11 protein-coding genes are annotated in these 16,345 nt (G+C 60.8%); 4 read left to right on the forward strand and 7 right to left on the reverse strand.

What is annotated here, in order from left to right; translation table 11 throughout:
• Positions 1-42: 42 nt before the first annotated feature.
• Entirely contained in the window at positions 43-3,213 is a 3,171-nt protein-coding gene (locus DWU99_RS17290) for an efflux RND transporter permease subunit (RefSeq protein ID WP_115479325.1), read from the forward strand.
• Between the two features lie 74 nt (positions 3,214-3,287).
• Positions 3,288-3,581: a DUF6916 family protein gene (locus DWU99_RS17295; protein WP_115479326.1), complete on the forward strand. Its 294-nt coding sequence runs from the start codon at positions 3,288-3,290 to the stop codon at positions 3,579-3,581.
• Here the strand turns inward: DWU99_RS17295 and DWU99_RS17300 are convergent.
• The 4 genes from DWU99_RS17300 to DWU99_RS17315 all read right to left on the reverse strand — a co-directional run bounded on the left by DWU99_RS17300 (position 3,563) and on the right by DWU99_RS17315 (position 5,818).
• Positions 3,563-4,042 (reverse strand): GNAT family N-acetyltransferase, encoded by a 480-nt coding sequence (locus DWU99_RS17300; RefSeq protein ID WP_158543346.1) that lies wholly within the window; start codon positions 4,040-4,042, stop codon positions 3,563-3,565. The genes DWU99_RS17295 and DWU99_RS17300 overlap by 19 nt on opposite strands.
• 86 nt (positions 4,043-4,128) lie before the next feature.
• The gene (locus DWU99_RS17305) at positions 4,129-4,671 is read right to left on the reverse strand and encodes a phage tail protein (RefSeq protein WP_115479328.1); all 543 of its coding nucleotides are present in this window, start codon (positions 4,669-4,671) and stop codon (positions 4,129-4,131) included.
• A gap of 53 nt (positions 4,672-4,724) precedes the next feature.
• A complete protein-coding gene (locus DWU99_RS17310) occupies positions 4,725-5,270 on the reverse strand; it encodes a phage tail protein (protein WP_115479437.1) in 546 nt (181 codons plus the stop codon).
• Between the two features lie 41 nt (positions 5,271-5,311).
• Positions 5,312-5,818, reverse strand: a complete 507-nt coding sequence (locus tag DWU99_RS17315; protein ID WP_115479329.1) for a phage tail protein — start codon at positions 5,816-5,818, stop codon at positions 5,312-5,314.
• Positions 5,819-6,027: 209 nt separating this feature from the next.
• Here DWU99_RS17315 and DWU99_RS17320 point away from each other — a divergent pair, with 209 nt between their 5' ends.
• Together DWU99_RS17320 and DWU99_RS17325 are read left to right on the forward strand one after the other, a co-directional pair.
• Positions 6,028-11,328 carry a putative Ig domain-containing protein gene (locus DWU99_RS17320; protein WP_115479330.1) on the forward strand — a complete coding sequence of 1,767 codons (5,301 nt, stop codon included), beginning with the start codon at positions 6,028-6,030 and terminating at the stop codon, positions 11,326-11,328.
• Positions 11,329-11,753: 425 nt separating this feature from the next.
• The gene (locus tag DWU99_RS17325) at positions 11,754-13,409 is read left to right on the forward strand and encodes an MASE1 domain-containing protein (protein WP_115479331.1); all 1,656 of its coding nucleotides are present in this window, start codon (positions 11,754-11,756) and stop codon (positions 13,407-13,409) included.
• A 21-nt stretch (positions 13,410-13,430) separates the two neighbouring features.
• Here DWU99_RS17325 and DWU99_RS17330 read toward each other — a convergent pair whose 3' ends face one another.
• The 3 genes from DWU99_RS17330 to DWU99_RS17340 all read right to left on the reverse strand — a co-directional run bounded on the left by DWU99_RS17330 (position 13,431) and on the right by DWU99_RS17340 (position 16,337).
• A complete protein-coding gene (locus DWU99_RS17330; protein WP_115479332.1) occupies positions 13,431-13,898 on the reverse strand; it encodes a hypothetical protein in 468 nt (155 codons plus the stop codon).
• Between the two features lie 418 nt (positions 13,899-14,316).
• Entirely contained in the window at positions 14,317-15,663 is a 1,347-nt protein-coding gene (locus DWU99_RS17335; RefSeq protein WP_115479333.1) for a hypothetical protein, read from the reverse strand.
• Positions 15,664-15,869: 206 nt separating this feature from the next.
• A complete protein-coding gene (locus tag DWU99_RS17340) occupies positions 15,870-16,337 on the reverse strand; it encodes a DUF3617 domain-containing protein (protein WP_115479334.1) in 468 nt (155 codons plus the stop codon).
• Positions 16,338-16,345 lie beyond the last annotated feature (8 nt).

Here is a 16,345-nt window from a genome sequence, read left to right on the forward strand (position 1 = left end):
CCTCGCGGTAAGTCGTCCTGCGTTCGGCTGGCGGAGGGTGGCATGAACATCTTCGAGCCCATCATCCGGCGCCCCGTCGCCACGTCGTTGCTGGCGATCGGCCTGGTCATTGCGGGTTTCTGCGCCTATCTGGTGCTGGGACTGGCCGCGTTCCCGTCCTTGCAGTTTCCCGCGATCACCGTGCAGGCGCTGGTACCGGGTGCCGATGCGCAAACGGTGGCGGCGACAGTCACTGCACCGCTGGAACGGCAACTGGGGCGCATCCCCGGCATTCAGCAAATGACCTCCGATGCCAATCCGGGCGGCACGCAGATTCAAATTCTCTTCGATTTGTCGCGTAACGCGGATCAAGTGGCGCGGGATGTGCAGCAGGCGATCAATGCGGCGCTGCCCGACCTGCCCGCGGTCATGGCGCTGTCCCCGCCGCAGTATTTCAAGGCGGATACGACGCAGATTCCCGTGCTGCTGCTTACCATGACGTCCACCAGCATGCCGCCGGACAAGCTCTACGATCTGGCCGATACGCTGATGCGTCCGGCGATATCGCAGATCACGGGCGTCGCGCAGGCACAGCTGATCGGTGGTGCGCCGCACGCGATACGCGTGTCGCTGAACAACGGCGCGCTCACCGCCAAAGGACTCACGGCCAATGATGTGGCCAACGCATTGCGCGCCGCCAATGTCATGTCGCCACAGGGCATCCTGAGCGACGGCGTCACGCAGATGACGGTGACCGCCAGCGACGGGCTTGAGACCGCACAAGACTTCGCCACGCTGGTGATCGCCAATCAGAAAGGCGTACCAGTGCGGTTGTCCGACGTGGCGACCGTCACCAACGGCCAGCAGGATGCGTATCAGGCGGCATGGTTCAACAACCAGCATGCCGCGGTCATGCAGGTGATGAAGCGGCCCGAAGCCAACGCGGTCCAGTTGGTCCAGACCATTCGCGATACCCTTCCAAGACTTCAGGCGATGGTGCCCGCCGACGTGAAGATCACCCCGATTTTCGATCTCACCGCGGGCACCAAATCCGCGCTGCACGAAGTGGAAGTGGCGCTGCTGCTCAGCATTGTGATGGTCGCGGTGGTGATGCTGGTGTTTCTGCGTCGCGTGCGCCCGATGGTGATCGCCATGTTCAGCGTGCCGCTCTCGCTCGCGGGCGCATTCGTGCTGATGTACGCGCTGGGTTTCACGCTGAACATGCTGTCGCTGATCGCACTGGTGCTGTGCATCGGCTTCGTGGTGGACGACGCCATCGTGGTGATAGAAAACATCTTTCGTCACATGGAGAAAGGGTCCGACCCGCTGAATGCATCCATGATCGGGGTGCGGGAAATCGGCTTTACGGTGATATCGATCACGCTGTCGCTGGTCGCGGTGTTCGCGCCGATGGTGTTCGGCAAGAACACGATGGTGCTGCTGATGCGCGAGTTCTCCGTCACGCTGATCGCGACGATCGTGATATCGGCCATCGTGTCGTTGACGCTCACGCCTGCGTTGTGCGGCCGATACCTGACAAGGGAAGCGCCCGGTCAGTACAAGCCAGGCAAGTTCGAATCCGCCATCGAACGCTTCGATCGCACGTTGCTGCGCATTTACGAGAGTGGACTGAACTGGGCCATGCGCCATCGGCGCATCATGCGCTGGCAACCGCTGATCCTGTTGTTCCTGACCGTGGCGCTTGCGATGGCTGTCGCCAAGACCGCAGGCGGTTCGTTGATGCCAAGCAGCGATATCGGCCTGGTCGAGGTGGATCTGGTCGCGGATCCGAACATTTCGCCCGATCTGCTTGCGCAGCGGACCAAGGCCGTTGAAGCCACCATGCTGGCCGATCCTGCCGTGTCCGATGTGACGTCTTTCCTGGGCGGCAACAACACCAACGGCGCGGTGAGCAACGAAGCGACCTACTTCATCGACCTGAAGCCGCGTGGCACGGGTCCGGGTGAGCGGCCGGAGCCCGCTGAGAAGGTGGTCGCGCGGCTCAACGAGCGCTACAAGTCGCTGACGGATGTCACCATTGCGATCACCAGCCTCGACTTGTTCAACGGCACCACCAGCACCAAGGCCAAAGGAAAATACGATTTCGATCTGGCGAGCACCGGCGGCCAACCCTTGCAGGAACCGACGCTTCGGCTGGCGCAGGTGATGCGCAAGATGAAGCCATTCCACGATGTGAGCACCAGCTTCGACAGCATCGGCAAACAGCAGTTGCTGGAAGTGGACCGCAATGCCGCCTCGCGCATGCAGGTCGGCATGGGCCAGATTGACCAGGCGCTCGCCAACGGCTTCGGGCAGACGCCCGTCTCGGTGATCTATTCGGATATCAATCAATACCAGGTGATATTGAGCGCCGACAACGCCAATTCGGTCAGCCCTGAAACGTTATTGAACCTGTATGTGCGCAACAATCAGAACAGGATGGTTCCGCTCTCGGCGATTGCGCATATCAAGCCTTACATCGAACCGATCGACATCCAGCACTACAACCAGCTCGAATCAGGCACCATCCACTACAACCTTGCCGACGGCATAACGCAGGCCGATGGCCTGAAGCTGGTCGATCAGGCCATGTTCGCGGCGCAGCTGCCGCCCGGCGTAATGAAGAAATTCACCGGCGACAACCAGAAGATGGTGGAGGCGGCGACCAATGCGGGGATCATTTTCATCGCGGTCATCCTTGCCATGTACATCGTCCTTGGCATGCTGTACGAAAGCCTCATCCATCCACTGACGATTCTTTCCACGCTTCCCGCGGCGGGCATGGGCGCATTCCTGGCGATGCTGATCACGCATACGCAACTGTCGACCATGTCAGTCATCGCGGTGCTGATGCTGATCGGCATCGTGAAGAAGAATGCGATCCTGATGGTGGATTTCGCGCTGGTCGCCGAGCGCGATGACCATCTCTCGCCACCGGAAGCCATTCGCGAAGCGGCATTGGTGCGCTTCCGCCCCATTACCATGACGACGCTGGTCGCCATGGGCGCCGCGCTGCCCTTGGCCGTTGGCTTCGGCATCGGCGAAGAAATGCGCCAGCCGCTGGGTATCGCCATTCTGGGCGGCCTGTTCGTGTCGCAATTGCTGACACTGCTCAGCACACCGGCCATTTATCTGTGGCAGCACGACCGGCGTGAACGCAAGGCAGTACGCAAGGCGCGCCGCGCGGAGAAATTGCGCCTGCGAAAACTGGGTAAAGTGGCCCCTGCAACCTGATGCCGATCCTGGCTGTCGCAAGCCATTCCTGAATGTGTGAAACTCGCGCGGGGTTGGATAACAGGGGCACGGACATGCAGTTTCTGCAACTGGAAGATTTCGCGGGTCGACTCAACCAAACGTTCGTCGTCGACGTGGATCAGGGGCGCACACCCTTCGTGCTGGTGGAAGCCACGCCGTTGCCGTTCCGGCCCATGCACGGCATGGTCCGTGCTCCGTTTTCGCTGGTCTTCCACAACACCTCGCCGGTGCTGTTTCCGCAGCGCATTTATCAGATGGCCAACCCGGACATGGGCCAGTTCGGCATTTTCCTGGTGCCTATCGGACGCAACCAGGACGGTTTCCTTTATCAGGCCGTGTTCAACTGAGCCACGTTGTTCCATCGCATGGCGATATAAGGCGCTTCACGCGAGGTTTCGGCGAATCCATGTCGTGCGTAAAGGCGCTGTGCACCTACGTTGCGCTCGTCCACATGCAAGCCGATAGCCGCTGCGTCATGTTGTCGTACTAGCGATTGAGTCCAATCCAGCAGCAGACTGCCGACGCCACGACTGCGCCATGCCGGGTCGAGCGTGATGTCGACGATGTGATAACACGGCGGTTCGCGCAGCAGATAGTATCGGCCGATCGCCTGCTGGTGGCGCTCGATCACCCAGAAGTCCGCGTCGGCGTAGCTGTTGACGTAATGCATGTGTTGCAAGGCGAACTGGTCATCCAGAAACGTCTGCTTGAACGCCTCGGGCCAATCTGCGAGCGACAATTCCTCACTTCTCAACGCACGATAGAGCCCGCGCAGGTAAGGCAGGTCATCCGTCCTTGCTGCTCGCAACTGAATACTCCGGGCCCGCATCGGCTCGCTTATACCGATCGCGGGTGACGCCGGAGGAAATCCAGGAAGCCGCTCGGATGCAAGCATCAGCTGAATGTCGGAGGGACTCCGTTCAAGCAAATGCAATAGTTGATCGCCAACGCCGGTTGGCGATTTTCGTGCGGTTGTGGCGCCGCTGTTCCGCCTGGACCGGCCATGTTGGGTGAAAACGTCGTATTGGCTGGTGTGTTGGACGCCGGGAAAGGATGTGCCTGAAACGGTGGCACCATCGCAACGCCATTCTTAGGCGTGTTAGTGCGTTTGGTCGTATCTTCCTGGTTCCACAACACAAAACCGTGGCTGTGCGACGGTGTCTGGTTGGACAGCAAGGTGACTTGCGCGGCACCGAATACCTGGCCAAGTACACGCGGGGTCAGTCCCACGCCTTGACCTTGGCTGCATGCGGCGCGATCCAACAGGTTCGGAAGTTGAAAATTGCTGGTGCCGTTGCCGCCGTACGTTGTGCCGATCAACGAAAAGAGCCGGGTATTTTGCTGGATGGCCAGCGTTGCGCCGTTGCATTTCGCCCAGTTGATCGGTGCAAAGTCGAACCCGTAGATCTGGATCTCGCCGATGAAAGAATCAGTCATGGTTTGCTCCGGAATGACATAGTGGTCTGACGCGCGTCTTGTCCCAGCATGGATCAGCTCTGTGACGGATAAATGCCGACGAGGGAAATGCAGTAGGACACCGTCAAAGTCGGCATGGTGTTGTCGTGCGGGAGGTTGGCGTTTGGTGACGCCGGGGCTGAGGCGACAGTACTGGATTGCAGCGCAAGCTGGGTCGCGCCAGTCAAATCCGTGGCATACATCGTGTCGGTGTTGGTCAATGCACCGGGCATGACGGTGTTGCCGGGTGTGCCGCTGCTGGCAGCATTGGTGGTGGCGTACACCGGGTGCGTATGAGCCGGTATCTGCGTAGTGTTTAACGTGACGGTTTCGTCGCCGCCAATTTGACCGATGACGTACAACGGGCGCCCGCCCCCCCGCCCCTGGTGCATCGGTACCCGGCCACTCAAATTGGGTATCGCAAAGGTGGTGATGCCATCGCCTCCAAAATTGGTGCCCAACAAGTTGTAGAGCGCGTTGTACTGCGCTATCTGCAGCAACCTGCCATCGCAGAGTGCCCAGTTAACCGGCACCTTGCTGAAACTAAACATCCGGATTTCACCCACGTAAGGACTCATGATCACCATCTCCCGATGGAAACGATCTGATGAAGGAATCGCATTTAACTGCGCGAGGGATAGATGCCTGCCGTGCAGATGCAGAACGTCATCACGCTGAACGGTTGCATGTTCGGATGCGGCTGACTCCCGCCCGCGGGCTGCATCTGCCCGTTGTTGAGCTGGACAGCGCCGCTGCCGGCGTTGGCGTAGATCTGCCCGCTAGGTGGCGCGCCATAGATGGAGTTGGTTGGATTGCGGCCCGTGCCTTGCGTCGTCGTGGCGTTGATCGCATGCGTGTGCGACGGAAACTGGCTGGTGTCGATCGTCACCGAATCGACGCCGAAGCCGGTGCCAATGCCATAGCTTTGGCCGTAACCCACTGGCGTGCGCCCACGCAGATCGGGAAGCTGGAAGTTCGTAGTGCCGTTGCCGCCGTAATACGTGCCCAGCAACGAGAAGAGCGCGGTGCTCTGATTGATCGGCAGGAGCTGCCCGTTGCACATCGCAAAATTTCGCGGCGCAAAGTTGCCGCTGAAGAGCATGATCTGCCCCATGAATTGTTCAGACATCGTCGGATCCCCTGTGGTCGAACCCATGACTGTCACATAGACAACCATATAGACGTCTTCACGCGACCTTCACACCGCGCGCCGTTGGGACATCAACGGACGTGATGCGTTAGTGATAGAGTCGCGCCAGCAAACTGAGTTGCAGTTAACGTTTATCGCGCGACGCGCGGCGAATGTAAAGTGCCGCGGCGAAGTCAGGGGACAAGGGGATGATGATTCGTCTGTGCAAGGCGACGCTTATGCGTCCGCACGAGGCTGCGCGCCGTCGTGCGTTCTTGTTGCGTAGCTTGTTGATGTTCGTGCTGTTGATTTGCGCGAATCTGATTCCCGCTGTCGCGCGTGCGAACGAATGTCCCAACATGTCGATCACCGCGCCATCGAATCAAACGTACACGTTTGCCGTGCCTGCCTGTTCTCCCACCGGCGCTAATGCGCCGGGCACTCCCGGCATCGCAACACAGCCATCGCACGGCTCGGCTACCGTCAGCGCGAACGACGCGGATATCAGCTACACCAACAATGGCGATGGCGCGACGTCCGACTCTTTCGCGTGGTACGACGACAAAGGCGAGGCGATCACCGTCGCCGTCACCATCGGCGCGGTAACGCCCGTGACCATCAGCCCCACGACGGCACCCGCCGGTACGCTCGGTCAAGCTTACTCACTGCAGTTCACTGCATCGGGCGGCGTCGGCGGGCCGTACACGTATGTCATCAGTTCGGGCGTTCTGCCGGCCGGCGTGAGCGACAACTCGTCCGGGCTCATTTCAGGTACGCCGACCGAGAGCGGTAGTTTCACCTTCACCGAAACCGCAACCGACTCGGCGAACAATGTCGGTCAACAAACCGTCACATTGGTCATCAACGGCGGCACGATCAGTGTTACGCCTTCCAGCTTGCCGAACGCCACGGCATACGCGGCCTACAGCGTGACGCTTGCTGCCAGCGGCGGCACCGCGCCATACACCTATGCGCAAGTCCCCGGAACCGCACCGCCCAGCGGCATCACGATCGGCTCGAACGGAACGATATCCGGTACCGCCACCGTGCTGGGAACCACTACCTTTTCGGTGGAAGTGACCGATTCCGCCAGCATCTCGACGCAGCTCAGTTATTCGCTGCAGGTCGTAGCGCCGACGATCACCCTATCGTCGCCCACACTGCCAATCGGCGAGCAAAACGCAACGTATCCTTCGCAAACGCTGACCGCCAGCGGCGGAACATCGCCGTATACCTTTGCGATTACCTCCGGCTCGTTGCCAGGTGGCATGACGCTATCGAGCAGCGGCGTGCTGAGCGGCACGCCTACCAGCAGCGGCACGTTCTCGTTTAGCGTCACCGCCACGGATGCGCACGGTTTTACTTCCAGCGCAGCGAACTACAGCATCACGATCGATCCGCCATTGAGCTGGGCACCAAGCAACCCGCCCGGCGGCACGGTCGGCCTGTCATACAGCACCACATTGGCAACGGCGAGCGGCGGCGGCACGCCATATACGTATAGCGTCAGCAGCGGTTCGTTGCCGGCGGGCTTGTCGTTGAACAGTGCGAGCGGCGCGATCACAGGTACGCCCACCGCCGGCGGCACGTTCAGTGTCGCATTCAAGGTGACCGATGCGAATGGTGCGTCGATTACCTCAAGCACCTTCTCGATGACAATCGCCGCGCCAACGTTGTCGACATCGCCGGCAACGTTGCCGAATGCCACGCAGAACGCCGCCTATAGTCAAACCATGACCACCAGCGGCGGCACTGCGCCGTATACCTACGCAGTGTCGAGCGGCGCGCTGCCGACGGGAATGACGCTGTCGTCGAATGGCGTGCTGAGCGGCACGCCCACCGTCTATGGCGCGTTCCCCTTTACGGTAACCGTTGTCGACAGCAGTACCGGCACGGGACCTTACACTCGGCAAATCAATTACACGCTCACCGTGATTTCCGCGTCGCCGGTGATCACTACCGCCACCCTTCCGGCAGGCACGGACGGAACGGCTTACAACCAGACCATCGCCGCCAGCGGAGGAACGCCGCCGTATTCGTTTAGCTTGAGCGCGGGTAGCTTGCCGCCTGGCATGACGCTCAGCAGCGGTGGTGTGCTGTCGGGTACGCCAACGGCGGGCGGTACGTTGTATGCATTCACCGTCCTGGTGACGGATGCTGCTACGAAAACCGGTACGCAGGCTTATAACCTCACCATCAACGCCGCAACGGTCACGCTTTCTCCAACATCGCTACCGCCGATGCAAGATGGCGTGGCCTTCAGCCAGACGTTTAGTGCGTCAGGCGGAAACAGTCCTTACACGTACTCGGTGTCATCCGGCAGTCTGCCGGCCGGCCTCAGCTTGAATGCAAGCACCGGCACGTTGTCGGGTACGCCCACTTATTCGGGCTCCTACAATTTCACCATCCAGGCGAGAGACAGCAGTACCGGCACCGGACCGTATACCGCCACGCAGACGTATTCCGGCACGGTCGCCGCTCCCGTCATCACCGTGTCGCCGTCCGTCACGCCGAATGCTGCTTACGGCCAGGCGTATACGCAGACCTTTACGGCGAGCGGCGGCACCGCACCGTATACCTACACCTTGTCGGGCGGCCCGCTGCCCGCCGGATTGAGTTTCAACGCCGCCACGGCAACGCTGTCAGGCGTGCCGATTCAGTCGGGTACCTTTACCTTCACCATCAACGCGCAGGATCACAGCACGGGCGGCACCTTCACCGGCTCGAAAACGTACACGCTCAACGTCAGCACGGCGGTGATCACGTTCACGCCCAGCACGTTGCCTTCGGGATCGATCGGAACGGCCTACAACAGTACGACCTTTACCGCCAGCGGCGGCATCGCGCCTTATCACTATGCGATCAGTTCCGGCAGTTTGCCTGCAGGATTGACGCTGAGTTCGTCCGGCACGCTCAGCGGCACGCCAACCTCGGCGGGCACGTTCAACTTCTCCGTACAGGCCACCGATGCAAACAATGCAAGTGGCACGCAACCGTACAGCATCTCGGTGGCAGCGCCGACACTCACGCTCAGCCCGTCGACGTTGCCTTCCACCACGGCAGAAACGGCGTACAGCCAAAGCTTCACCACGACCGGGGGCACGCAACCGTATACGTATACGTTGGCGAGTGGTTCGCTTCCACCAGGACTCAGTTTGAGCACGTCCGGCGTGTTGAGCGGCACGCCGACGGCGGCGGGTTCGTACACCTTCGTCGTGCGCAGCACGGACAGCAGTACCGGCACCGGTGCGCCGTTCTTCACCACCGTGTCGTACACGCTGCAGATCAACGCACCGAGCGTCACCATCAGCCCGACGACGTTGCCGAATCTGCAAGTGTCTGCGGCGTACAGTCAGCAGCTCACCGCGAGCGGCGGCAATGGCAGTTACAGTTTCAGCATCAGCGCGGGTGCCCTGCCACCCGGCTTGACCTTGAGTACGTCGGGCTTGCTATCGGGCACGCCCACGACGGCGGGCAATTACAGTTTTAGCGTGTCGGCCAAGGACAGCCTGAACTTCTCGGGCACGCAGGCTTATACGGTCAGCGCGCAACAGCCCAAGCCCATCGCACGCAACGACACATCGAGCACGCCGGCGAATCAGGCGGTAACGATCAATGTCACCTCGGTGGATACGGGTCCGATCACCAGCATCGCGATTTCTTCGTCGCCATCGCACGGCAGTGCGACGGTAAGCGGCATGGCGATCGTCTACACGCCGACGCACGATTTCTACGGCACCGATACGTTGACCTATACCGCGACCGGTCCGGGCGGTACGTCCGCGCCGGCGACGGTCACGATCACGGTGACGCCGCTTGCCGTGCCCACGGTCACCGCGCAAAGCGCGACGGTACTGGCAGGCAACGCGGTGAGCATCAATCCCACGGCGGGTGCTACCGGCGGACCGTTTACGGCCATCGCCATCGTCAAGGCGCCATCGTCCGGCACGGCTACCGTGGCGGGCAGTGCGATCAACTACAGCGCCGATCCGAGCGGCTCGGGGCAAGTCACGTTCACGTACACGCTGGCCAATGCATTCGGCGTTTCGCTGCCTGCGACGGCGACGATCACGGTCGATCCGAGGCCTGGCATCGCTTCGCAAAACATTTCATCCATCGCCGGTCGATCGGTGCAAGTCAACCTCACCCAGGGTGCGACGGGCGGACCGTTCACGGCGGCAACGCTGGTATCGCTGTCGCCGGCTTCGGCAGGCACGGCGCAGATCGTGCAAAGCGCGGGCGGCTACCAGCTCGACTTCACGGCGGCGCCGACATTCAGCGGGGCTGCGGTGGTGACCTTTACGCTGAGCAATGCGTATGCGACGTCGGCGCCCGCGACCATCACCATCGCCGTGACCGCGCGGCCCGATCCGTCGAAGGACGCCGAAGTGCTCGGTGTGCTCGGCGCGCAAGCCGACGCGACGAGGGAGTTCGCGCAAGGCCAGATCGAGAACTTCCAGCAACGCCTGGAAAACCTGCATGGCGGCGGTGGCGGCAGCAACGGCGGCTTCCAGAACAACCTGACCTTCATGTCCGGCGACAGCAACAACGCCGGGCTCGCACCGCAGTGGCCCTACAACAACACGCAGAACATGGCGGGCAATCTCAACCGCCGCTATCTGGTGGATCCGCAGACGCCGGCCAACCCGACGACCACATCGTCCTCGCCGTTGCCGGACGGTTTCGTGCTGTGGACCGGTGGCGCGGTGAATTTCGGATCGCGCGATACCACGGCCACGGCCAGCGGTTTCGACTTCACCACCGCAGGGATCAGCGTGGGCGTCGATCGGCGCATATCCTCGTCGTTTGCGATGGGCGTGGGCGTCGGTTACGGCCATGACGATACGGATGTCGGCCACAACGGCAGCCGCAGTACGGCCGACAGCTACAACGTCGCGTGGTACGGCAGCTTCAGCCCGAGCGAATCGACCTTTATCGACGGGCTTGTCAGCTATCAATGGCTGTCGTTCGATGCACGCCGCTATGTCACCGCCGACGGCAACATGGTGAACGGCAGCCGCGACGGTCACCAGGTATTCGCATCGCTTGCCGCCGGTTACGAATATCGCAACGAACAATGGCTGATATCGCCGTACGGTCGCATCGACGACGCATCCGCACGGCTGGATCGGTACACCGAACAGGGCGACGCGATCTACGCATTGAGCTACGGCAACGAAATGGTCAGGACGACGACTGCCAGCCTCGGCGTGCGCATGAATTACCTGATCAAGGAAGATTACGGCACGGTGATGCCGCAACTGCGCCTGGAGTACGGACACGATTTCCAGGGTTCCAGCCAGGCAACGATGACGTATGCCGATTTGCTGGCAGGCCCCATCTATCGCGCGCAGGTCGATCCGCTCACCCAGAACCACTTCACGATCGGCATCGGCGTGAACTGGCAGCTCGTCCATCAATGGCTGCTGCGGCTGGAGTATCAGAACCAGATCAACGCGGGCGATCAGAACGATCAGTCGGTCCTGATCAACGTGCAGAAGAAGTTCTAGAACGTTTCGAAGTAGCCCAACATCGGCCGTGCCATGAAACAGCACCGTCGCCCCGGCGAAAGCCGGGGCCCAGCGACTTCAGTTTTGCACCACTCAAGACACTGGGCCCCGGCTTTCGCCGGGGCGACGGAACATACGGCTACGGAACATACATTCACGCAAGCGCTTTCGCCTTTGAGATAGCTTCCAGCCGCTTCGGATAACCGAACTGCATTTGGCATCGACGGCCTGAAACAGAGGCAAAGGATCGAAGCCACCCTTCGCGCCCGCACCCATCATCAGCATTGCCTGATAACACAACGCGCCGTATCCGACTTACTTGCTCAAAACACGCGCCACCATGCTGGCCCTTCAACATAAAGGCCGGGAAGCTGCGCCGACGGAGGGTGGGCGGCAAGGCTTTCCATCATCATCGTGGGGAGCGTATGAGCGAGGCGAAGAGTGTTGCAGGTTCGAGTACCAACAAGCGTTGGCTGATGCATGTAGCGGTGGCGTTGGGGTATGCGTTGGCCTATGTGACGGTACGGCCTTTTTCGGTGACGTATTGGCCGTTTGTTTTCGGTTTGCGCGTGGCTTGCTTGATGCTCACGCCACGCCGCTACTGGCCGGCGCTGGTGGTGGGTGAAGTGATTCCGTTGGCGTATTTCAATGCCCTATGCCTGGATGACTTTGGGCTGTTGGCCATGGTTTTAAATTCCATGCCACTTATTGCCGTAGGCATGCCAGTCATAAGCTGGTTCCGCAATCGCGCCGGCCTGTTTCCCACGCCGGGGATGGTCAATCTGACGCGGCTGCTTGGTTGCATGCTGGCGTTGTCGGCGCTGTGGGCATCGATCAAATACGCCATTCTTTCAACGGTGCATCTACCCTCGGGGCCATATCACATCCCCGAAGGCGCGGCGTGGAAGTATGCCATTGGCATCTACACAGTCCTACTTTTAGTGGTGCCTTGGGTCATCATGATCCGTATTCGCGGGCGTAGGCACCTTTGGCCGCTACTGCCGTTACGTACGCAGATGACGCATCCACTCGTGCGCGATGCAGGAGTTGCGCTGCTGATCCTCCTGGGACTGATGGGCTGGTATCGCGTCGCCGGCACTGACACGCAATCGACCCCTTTAATGGCCATGTTCCTGCCTGCAGTGTGGCTGACGCTTAAGCATGGGTGGCGAGCGTCGGTTTTAGGCGGAACGCTATCGCTTGTCTCATTAGCCTGTGCAAGCAACCTGTTAATGTGGACCTCCGATGCCTACCACCTGCAAGCAGAGACGTTGATGGACATGGCCATCACCAGTTTGTATTTCTTCGGTGCGCGCATTTCCGAGCAGGGGCGCGCGTATGGTCAGGCCCGTCAGGATGCTCGTGAAGATAAGGATGTGGCGCGCAGTGCACTGGCCTTGGGCGAAGCACGCCTGCAGCGCACGTCCCAGGCGCTGGATTATCTGGCGACGCTGTTGCGTATGGACTACATGGATGTGCTGACGCGTTACGTACCGCCGGAGGAGTACACATCCTTTCATCAAGAGGCCGAGCACTTGCGCAGGCATGTGCGACACCTGGCCGAGAGCCTGTACCCCAGCGCGTGGCGGGAACGTGGGCTGGGCGCGGCGCTGCACGAAACCCTCGGCAAGGTCTTGCGCGAGGCAGACATCACCTACGACTGCGACACGGTCGGACGCGAGCTGCGCTTTCTCAGTCCGGCCTGTCAGTCTGTGCTTTACCGCGTAGCCTGCGATGCGGTGACGGCGCTCAGCACGTCGCCGGCCTGCATCGGCCTACACATGGGGATACGTACCGGGCGCCGTCCCAGCGGACGCTGGGTGGTGTTGCGCATCCGTAGCATGGAAAACCCCCAGCGCGTGGCAGCGGCCATGGTGCAGGGCCGCTCGCGCGAAGGCATCGCGACCGCCTTGGGCGCGAGCCTTCGCACCGTTGAGGAAGCCCGCCAACTGGTCCGTCTGTTCGACGGACTGCTGGACTTGCGTACGGTGCCGGACGGCAAACGCATTTCCCTGTTGTTGTACGACCAGGCACCGAATGCCACCGTGCCCGCGGCGCCGATCCGGTTATGGGTGGAGTGAGCCGTGCTGGCCAGGCGCGAATTATTGGGCTTGCGCGGCCACGCTACCGCCTATGCAGCCCACGGGTTCACATCCCGTCATTTGCACGGTGATCTGGACAGTGCCATTGCTTTGCGGCACCGCCATCACACTGATCGCCTCATCTTGATAAATCGGCAGTGCCGACGTGCTGGTTTGTTCCGACGACGACATCGTCACGTCGGCGGCGTCCACACCCACCGGCAACGCAAAGACCATGTCGCCCGCACGCCCCAGCGCGGCATGCACGGTGCCTTGGCGATCGTTGATCTGGATATAGCGCATGCCATCGCGCTCGAACACGTACACATGCCAGTACGGACTGCGACTGTGATCCTTGGCGTTGGGCCACGCCTGGCCCAGGCCGGTGGCGGGCGCGGCGGTTTGTGCAAGGGTGGCCGTGGTGGAGCCCAAAGCGGCTAAACCCAACACGAGTGTTTGGCAAAACAAAGTGCGACGAATGCGAGACATGGTGCGCCCTCAATGGAAGGATGGTTTCCCCTGTTAGGCAAGACCCTAGCAGCGGAAAGGCACACTGCAGAGAAGATTCGGCAGTGCTAACGCGTACGTTTTCCCTGTCAGCGATGAGGCGTAACTCAGCACACCTTCGGCCGATGCATCCGATAAGACAAACAAGACTGCGTCGCTTGCTGGCGGTGCCACTATCAGAAAGAAGCGGAAGCGATCACCGCCATGGAAGGCCCCGTCGCGCGCAATCGCAGCATTGATGGCTGCTGCGGCTGGAGTATCAGAACCAGATCAACGCGGGCGATCAGAACGATCAGTCGGTCCTGATCAACGTGCAGAAGAAATTCTAGGGCTGGATCGGCACCGGAACGGATTGCTGGGCAATCCGTTCCGACGCGATGCTGGATCGTCGTGCGACGGCTCAGTGAATGTTGTTGAGCGCGGGATCGCGTTCGACCTTGTAGATCTTGGCCGGCGGCTTCGCCGCTTTCAGCAGCTTGAGCTTGATCTCGCGCTGCTGGCAGGCGTTGCCACCGTTCACAAAGACACCGTCCTGCGTGCACTTCCAGTCGTAGAAGTTCTGGATGCCGCCGGCAAGTTGCAGGCTGTAGTCGGTGCTGAGCGCGGCGGCGTCGAAGGGCACGCCTGCGGGTTCGTTCTGGAACCAGCGCATCCATGCCGGCGAACCCACCGGCGGGACTTTGTCCGGAGCCTGGAAGGTGGGATTCATGATGGATAGCTGCGGGCTTTCACCCGTCATGTGGCAACTCATGCAGGCGCTGACCGGATTGTCTACCGGGCCGTCCAGACGTCCGTTCCAGCCCAGGTGTGTGGGAGGCAATTCGGAGGTCTTGGCGTTGATGGCCGACTCCAGGATCTTCGGATTGATCTTGGTCACCGAGGGCTTGGGATTGGTGTAGTCGTTGCCGGTGTTTTCCGGATCGTTGCCCCACATCACACCGACCGGCACCAGGTTGTCCCAGCTGGGCTTGTCGCTCATCGCGCCGTTGTACTGGAAGGTGCCGAAGATCCAGCCGGTTCCGGGAATTCGCGTGTCGCGCACGGCGAAATCCATCTGGATCAGCGCTACGTTCTTGATTTCGCGGTTGGCCGAATTGAAATCGTCAGTGACGTAGGCCTGCCACAACACCGGATTGGCCAGGAACGGCACCTGCTTCAGATCCACATCGGCGAAAAGCGGTTTGCACACCACCGTGCCGTCATGAAAGCTGTTGGGCTTTGACGTGACCGAAGGATCGGGATTCTGCGGATCCTTCCACACCTGGCCGATGGTGTAGCCGCCGATGTCGTTATAGATGCCGACGGCAAAGGTTTGTCCGGTGGTGGTCTGCGTCGGGGCGAGTTGCTGCGACTGGATCTGCGCTTCCTTGGTGAGGCCGTGAATGCCTTCGCGGCCCAGCGGTCCGTAATGCTGCCACGGCGCGTGGTACCACTTGCGAACTGTGTTCTTCTGCACGTACCAGTCGCTTTCGACATTGCCTTCCAGGCAGTATTTCTTCACCGCATCCACGTACGGCCGCCACTGTTCGAAATCGTTGGTCAGCTTGGGTGGAAGCAATCTAAAAAACGCGGGCAGCGGTTCCTTCGGCAAAGTCTTCGGATAATCCTGACTCAACTGGAATATCGGTCCTTTGTAGCTGTCCGGCGGCTGATAGCCGTAATCCGGAAAAGTGCCTGCATATGCAGCACCGGTCATCATCACGAATGCCGCAAAGGCACTCGTGATCCTGCTTTTTCCAAAAAGCATGATCGAACCCCCTTTCTGAATACGTAAGTCCGTATCAGGGTGTTGCGCCCTGTACGACCGTGTCCGGTGTGACACTGGCCCGGACTGGCCATTCACGATCCAGCGCGGCTACGTTGACTTGGGGGGTGTGGGGATGGCGTGAATGAAACGATGGGCGGGCGACAGCGTTTGCTGCGCCGATACGCCAACGAACCCAGTGGGATGCTTCAATCGCTAGGACTGGTGCAGGCGGCGTATCGCTTGCCTTCGACCTGAACTACATCGTGTCCGTCCAGCTTCACCTCGCCGGTGTAGTGCTCGGGCGAATCCAGCTGGATGCGGCCATGACCCGCCTGCGTCGGCGTGCTGTTGCAACTGACGTTCCACGCCAGCGCTGTGCTGGTGCGGTGTTCACTGCTGCGCTGGCACTGCTTGTCCGCAACCATCGCATCGACAAACGTCGCCCACGGATCGCCGCCGTCATACAGGCATTTCCAGTGTACGGAATCAGGACCGGGACGCCCGTCTTTGAGCGTGTGCAAAGTGATCTTCCAAAGGCCCGGCATCGCCTGGAAATCGCCAGGATCGGCATGCGCGCGCGGACTGAAGCTGCCAGATGCGCCAAGCAGCACCAGCGCGGCAATCGGATTGGACCAGCGGTGCCAGCGAGCGGTGGAATGCGCGAGCGAACTCATCGTCTTTA

It is taken from the genome of Dyella psychrodurans (assembly GCF_003363265.1).
GTDB classification, from domain to species: domain Bacteria; phylum Pseudomonadota; class Gammaproteobacteria; order Xanthomonadales; family Rhodanobacteraceae; genus Dyella_B; species Dyella_B psychrodurans.